Source organism: Mesotoga sp. HF07.pep.5.2.highcov (assembly GCF_003666285.1).
In the GTDB taxonomy this organism is placed as follows: domain Bacteria; phylum Thermotogota; class Thermotogae; order Petrotogales; family Kosmotogaceae; genus Mesotoga; species Mesotoga prima.
This window is the reverse complement of the sequence record NZ_JFHJ01000624.1, coordinates 1-6,105: the sequence shown is the minus strand read 5'-3', so window position 1 is coordinate 6,105 and position 6,105 is coordinate 1. Positions and strand designations below refer to the sequence as shown.

General features: G+C 42.8%; 4 protein-coding genes and 2 pseudogenes. 4 read left to right on the top strand and 2 right to left on the bottom strand.

Going from position 1 to position 6,105, the window contains the following annotated elements:
- The 4 genes and pseudogenes from BG32_RS13445 to BG32_RS17220 all read left to right on the top strand — a co-directional run.
- On the top strand, positions 1 to 2,238 hold a 2,238-nt coding region (locus BG32_RS13445), incomplete at its 5' end, for an O-antigen ligase (RefSeq protein ID WP_147435050.1).
- A gap of 100 nt (positions 2,239 to 2,338) precedes the next feature.
- Positions 2,339 to 3,075: pseudogene (locus tag BG32_RS17225) on the top strand (ATP-binding cassette domain-containing protein).
- Positions 3,068 to 4,024 (top strand): SufD family Fe-S cluster assembly protein, encoded by a 957-nt coding sequence (locus BG32_RS13435; RefSeq protein ID WP_121526974.1) that lies wholly within the window; start codon positions 3,068 to 3,070, stop codon positions 4,022 to 4,024. Before BG32_RS17225 ends, BG32_RS13435 begins: the two are co-directional and overlap by 8 nt.
- A gap of 17 nt (positions 4,025 to 4,041) precedes the next feature.
- Positions 4,042 to 5,069 (top strand): annotated as a pseudogene (locus tag BG32_RS17220) (M42 family metallopeptidase).
- 25 nt (positions 5,070 to 5,094) lie between these two features.
- Here BG32_RS17220 and BG32_RS13425 read toward each other — a convergent pair.
- Positions 5,095 to 5,520 carry a hypothetical protein gene (locus tag BG32_RS13425; RefSeq protein WP_014730201.1) on the bottom strand — a complete coding sequence of 142 codons (426 nt, stop codon included), beginning with the start codon at positions 5,518 to 5,520 and terminating at the stop codon, positions 5,095 to 5,097.
- 86 nt (positions 5,521 to 5,606) lie between these two features.
- On the bottom strand, positions 5,607 to 6,105 hold a 499-nt coding region (locus BG32_RS13420; protein WP_121526973.1), incomplete at its 5' end, for a multidrug transporter.

Below are 6,105 nucleotides of genomic sequence, written 5' to 3'. Positions count from 1 at the left end.
CTCATGGCAATGTTGCTATTCCCCACTGCCTTTCTTACTATCTCAAGTAGGGTTCTGTGGAAGCGTGAAAAGCTCAGGCACATTTTTTACCTGGGTGTTTTCTCCATTTTCCTGATAGTGATCTTGATAGGTCAAACTAGAGCCGTATATTACTCGGTAATAGGATCATTTACCTTTCTAGCGGTTTTGTTGATAATCTCACTTCTGAAGTTTAGGTTGAGGCCCTTTGCCACAGTCTTCAATAAATTGTTCCTAATCTTGCTAATATTCGCGGCCATAATTATAATGATTGTATATTCTGGAGACAATTTTCTGACGGGTGGGCGGTTCAGTTTCTCTGAGAGACTAACCTATACAACTGAAGACAACGTCTCAGTGGACGTAAGAGTTCTTCAGTGGAAGGCAGCAATTAAACAGTGGAAAGGCTCGACTATCTTCGGTACTGGTTTTGGTTCTTACAAGTACCTTTCTACAGAGAACATGGGAAGGGTTCTTCTGGAAGAACCTGATTACATGTATGTTGCTGGCCTGAACAGTATCCGAACTCATAATGAATACCTTCAGCAACTGGGTGAAACGGGAATAGTAGGAATGGCTATTGTTGCCTGGTTTATCCTCTCAATGTTTCTGTACACAATCAGGGTTGTAAGGCGAACCCCCTCAATCGATAAGATTGTCCAGTACATTTTTCTCACGGCCGGTCTCCTTGTAATTTTCGCGCATTCAATACTCTCTTTCCCGGGTCATCTGATGCCCAATGCTTTATTTGCAGTCTTTCTCTTTGGTTTCCTCATGAGCCCCGATTTTAATGAAGAAAAAAGAATTACTTTCAATGTTGGAAAACTTGTCCCGCTTATTTTGGTGATCTTCGCTTTGACCACCACTGTCTTGATGAGCCGCACTTTCTTTTCAGAAGGTTTTTTCACGAAGGGCTACATAGATTATAGAAGGATTGAGGCCATAAATCCTCAAGTGCCACAGCTGATAAGCTCCATAGAAAGCATCAAAAAAGAAATCGAGGCTCTGGAGAACGTTGAAGATAAGTATGCGAATCTTCAAGAAGGACAGTATATCTCTGAAAGGCTAAAAACTCTTCAGGAGATGTATCCAAGCGCACCGACCGAACTGCTCGAATCAATAGCTTCCGAGGACCGTGAAGAAGCATATGAATCTGCCCTGTCGGGGCTGAATTCTAAACTGAGATCTGCTTCTTCGGCTCTTCTTAATGCGAGGAGGGATTCAACAGACAGTTTTTACTCGGCCTTGAGAAATCTATCAACTGCAAGAGAGATTTCCGGTAGTCAGTATCTTGCAGAAGCATACCTGGGGTACGTGTACTTGACACCTCAGAGAAAGGAAGACTTTCGACTTAAGCTCAACATGTCAGGCAACAATATTGGCAATGCCTTCGGAGAGATATTTTCGAGAAAAGACATCTTCTCTTCCTGGCTTACCAACGACGTATTACCTTGCGGAATGCTGCCTGGACTGGAAATCGACCACGCTTATCTCAAAGAACTGCAAAGTCTGCTAAAGCCGGATCTTGCTGCGACAGATGTTTCCAACCTTTTGAAAGAAGTCAACACAGAACTATTGATCGATTATCAAGTAACTCTTGATGCTATTGATGCGCTTTTGCGATCTATAAAGACATCACCCGATCTGCAGGTTGTAAGAAATGCAGCAAGTCTGCTCTTTCGAGTAATTGTCTCATCAGAGAGAATTTCCGTTGAACTCGAGAAGCTCGAACCTTACGTAACTGATACCGTTGGTTTGAATAATCTTGTGCATAAGATACAAGAGATCCCTGTTTCAGAGAAAGACAATCTGAATCTGCTTTATGACGTAGCGATAGCCTATAATCCTGGAGGATGGTTAAAAGGGAATGACAGCATATATGGAGAGTACGCAAGAAATCTTCTTCTAGCTTACGGTCTAAATGCTCTTGACAAGATACTGGAGCTGGCAGAAAAGGAAGTTTTCGCCTGGAACGTGATGAGAACTACTGACCAGGTTGTTCCTCTTGGAGCGATCGGTGAGCTAACTCCGCTAAAAGAGTACGTTCCCAGAGAGTGGTTCAATAACCTGTACGATGGGGTGTATGAATGGTGTCTGGATAAGTCCTCGGAAATTTCAAGGAATATTGAAGAAGAAAGGTTTGCCGGAGAAAACCTGAAGAAGGCAGAAACAGTTTTGAATGAAATGGAGAGATTCAAAGAACTCTATTCAACCTGGTAAGGACCAAAAGTCACATGGGTGTTACACAGGTAATATTCAAGGCATTGCGGACTTTATTAATCGGACTTATGATAGTGGTGATAGTAATGGAGGTATGTGGATGCTAGAAGTTAAAGGAATAAAGTTGGTTCGAGATGAGCGAGAGATTCTAAACACCCTTACGGCCACCTTTGAATCGGGGCGTGTCTACGCGATACTCGGCAATAATGGTGTTGGAAAATCAACATTATCATATGTTCTAATGGGTCTTGAATCTCACAGAGACTACGAAGGAAATGTTGTCTTTGATGGAGAAGAGATAGATCTTCTTTCTGTATCTGAGAGAGCAAGGAAGGGTATTACTCTTGGCTGGCAGGAACCGGTTAGATTTCAAGGATTAACAGTAAAGGAGTATCTGACTTTGGGTGGAAAACTCAAGCTTTCAAAGGAAGAACTCAATGAGACCCTGTCAGTTGTAGGACTAAATAATGAATATCTGGATAGATTCGTCGATGAATCCTTAGCGGCGGGGAGAGGAAGAGAGTAGAATTAGCCTCGATAATTCTCATTAGTCCAAAGGTAACAATTCTTGACGAACCGGATTCCGGTATAGATATTATGTCAATGGAAATGATAGAAAGAGTGCTGGAAAGACTCAGTGACAAAGGCTCAATAGTGATAATCATTACTCACAGAGAAGAAATCGCAAGGATGGCCGATGAGGCCTTCCTTCTTTGTGGAGGAAGAATTCTGGCTTCCGGAGAGCCTGAGGAAATAGTGAATTTCTACAGAAAGCTATGTGATAACTGTCAACACATAAATGAACCTATAACAGAAGGCGGACAGATAGATGATTAACTCAAACTTCGAAAGAGAATTCACCGCCATTGCCAAAGAGTACGAGAGAGCCGGTGGAAATGTTTCAGATTTCTTGAGAAAAGACATTGTGTCTATAATTGTAAGCGGTAATAAGGTTATTGGCAGAAACACGGTTGATGGAGTCCACGTAAGAGCAAACGAACTAACCAACGGAGTGGAAATCTGGCTTGAAATTGATGATGGAACGGTTATTGAAAACCCCATTCATCTCTGTACAGGTTATCTCAAACCGGAAGGTACCCAAGAGGTTCTTATTCATAACCGTCTTGGAGACCACACAAAGGCAAAATTCATATCGCACTGTGTTTTCCCCAGCGGTGTAAACTTCACTCATTCCATGGTCGCGGATACCGATGTGGGGAAGTACTCCGAAATGCTTTATGAAGACACTCACATGCACAGCAAAGATGGTGGAGTAACCGTGAAGGCAACCTATAATACAGTAGTTAGAGAAGGCGGGAGTTTCCAGAATCTCTTTTATCTAACTAAGACCAGGGTAGGCAAGCTCTTCGTAAAGATGAACGTTGATCTTGAAAAAAACGCGTCGGCTCACATAGAATCAAAGGTTTACGAGAGGGAAGACGATTATCTCGAAATAGACGAGCAGCTGTATCTCAATGGCGAAGGCTCTTCGGGAATAGCAAAGACCACGGTTTTTGCAACAGACAGGAGTAGGGCGAAGATCATCAATAAAGCTTATGGAAATGCGGCTTATTCAAAGGGACACATAGAATGCAACGAGATAATTAAAGGCGACTCTGTAGAGGTTGGAACAGTTCCCGAATTATACGTGAGAAATGAAAAGGCCGAGCTTACCCACGAAGCCTCGATAGGGAGAGTAAATGTCAAACAGATGGAGACCCTTATGTCCAAGGGACTAACTGAAGAAGAGGCAACCGATATGATAGTTAGAGGAATGCTCAGATAAAATCGGAGGGAGTCTTTGTGAACTACAGTGAACTGTATATAGTGAAAGAGCTTGTCGATCTCGTCAATATTCCCAGTCCATCGGGATTTACAGATTCAATCATCGGTTATCTCGACTCCGAGTTAAAAAGGCTTGGATTCAGTCCTCGAAGAACCAGAAAGGGAGCTCTTGTAGTTGAAATAGGTGGAAGGGGAAACCCAATAGTACTTGCCGCTCATGTCGATACGCTTGGAGCGATGGTGAAGTCTTTGAAGCCTAACGGCCGCCTGGAAATAACGAACGTCGGTGGTTTCACAATGAACAGCATAGAAAATGAAAACTGCATCATACACTCAAAGACGGGAAAGACTTTCAGCGGGACTATTCAATCAATTTCACCTTCAGTTCACGTCTTCGAAAATGCCAGATCTCTTGAAAGAAAAATCGCAAACATGGAGATACGTGTCGACGAAGAACTCAAGAACGCCGAAGATCTACAGAAGCTGGGAATCGAGCAGGTGATTTTGTCTCTTTCGATCCTAGAGCAACTGTGACAAAGAATGGCTTCGTGAAATCAAGACACCTCGACGATAAAGCCAGTGTTGCCGTTCTGCTTGATTTTGCAAGAAGAGTTTCGGAAGGCAAGGTAACCTGTTCCAGGAAGACTTACTTATTCTTCTCAAATTACGAAGAAGTGGGTCACGGCGCATCGGCCGCTATGCCGGATGACAGCGAAGAAATCATCTCAGTCGATATGGGTGCGGTTGGCGATACTCTTAGAACCGACGAGTATGTCGTTTCAATATGCGCTAAAGATTCGGGAGGCCCTTATGATAGCACAGTTGTCAGAAGCCTTATTGAAACGGCAAAAAGAGTTGGTGCCGACTATTCTGTTGATATTTACCCATTCTACGGTTCAGACGTAGAAGCTTCTTTGAGAGCGGGATACGATGTTAGGTTCGGTCTTATTGGACCAGGAGTAGAAGCGTCTCACGGATATGAAAGGACACATTACAAAGCACTTGAAAACACTTTGAAGCTTATTGAGGGATATATAGGAAACTGAGGCGCATAGCGCCTCAGTTCATCTTCTAAAACAGGAGCTTCCCCTTTTTCTGACCCTTTTCCTGGCCAAGCTGATTCACAAAACCCGCAGGAGCGACATCGATTACTCTGTTCTTTTCGGCTTCCATAGCTTCTTGTAGTTTTTTTCTGTATGCATCCATTTTTTCTCTCAGTTCAGCTACATCACCCTGGAGCCATTCAAAGATGCTGTCTGTCAATCTTGAAGAAATCTCCTCAATCTCATCGCTTTCTTCCATCATACCGGCGTTCTTTGTGATTTCAAGCTCCTCACTAACTGCCTTCTCAACATCGTCTCTAGTAAGTTCCGGAACAACAGACTTAACCAAACGCATGGCGATATTTGTTCTCAGTCTTAAATCGTCTATAGTTGCCTCCAGATTATCTACTCTCGACATGATTGCTCCCAAAAACTGATCAAGTGATACTTGCATTTGTTTTCAACTCCCTTCAATGATTTCGCTTAGATTGTACTACGCATTGAGTTTTCTATAGTTAAGGCTTTGTTTGGGATCGTAATCTACGTATTCTTGTCTAATCTATGCCTCATTCTAAAAAGCCATATCGACAATACTGTTACCATTAGGAAGCCGACGAGATCGCCTTCCGATATTTTGAAGATCCAAAAGGATGGAAGGAACTTACCGCTGAAGAATGGAGCGGAGAGAAAATCGGAAAATAGCCATCCCGAGATAATTGAAGCGACGGTAATGAAAATGGCCAGGACATTCTCTCTTATCCTTCTGAGTTCTTTGAAGATAAGAAAGGAGACCGATGCAAGAGAAGTAACTAAACAAATGGAAGAAATGATCGCAAGAATCGAGTAAGCACCTGGATTACGCAATACTATTATCGCAACTATTAGAACCATTGTTAATGGTCTCTTCAGTACTCCCCTGACCATTTCCAGTAAACTGTCCTTCGAAACGATTTTATTCTCCAGCTCCGGTCTGTAAACAAGCAATCCAAGTACAATCGCAATTAGCAAAACAGCACTTGAGAGAGAGGCGCTCCAAAAA

What these genes read in the sequence shown, in the direction of transcription:
- BG32_RS13435 (WP_121526974.1), top strand. Translation starts at nt 3,068, where the DNA reads ATGATTAACTCAAACTTCGAAAGAGAATTCACCGCCATTGCCAAAGAG.
- BG32_RS13425 (WP_014730201.1), bottom strand. Translation starts at nt 5,520, where the DNA reads ATGCAAGTATCACTTGATCAGTTTTTGGGAGCAATCATGTCGAGAGTA.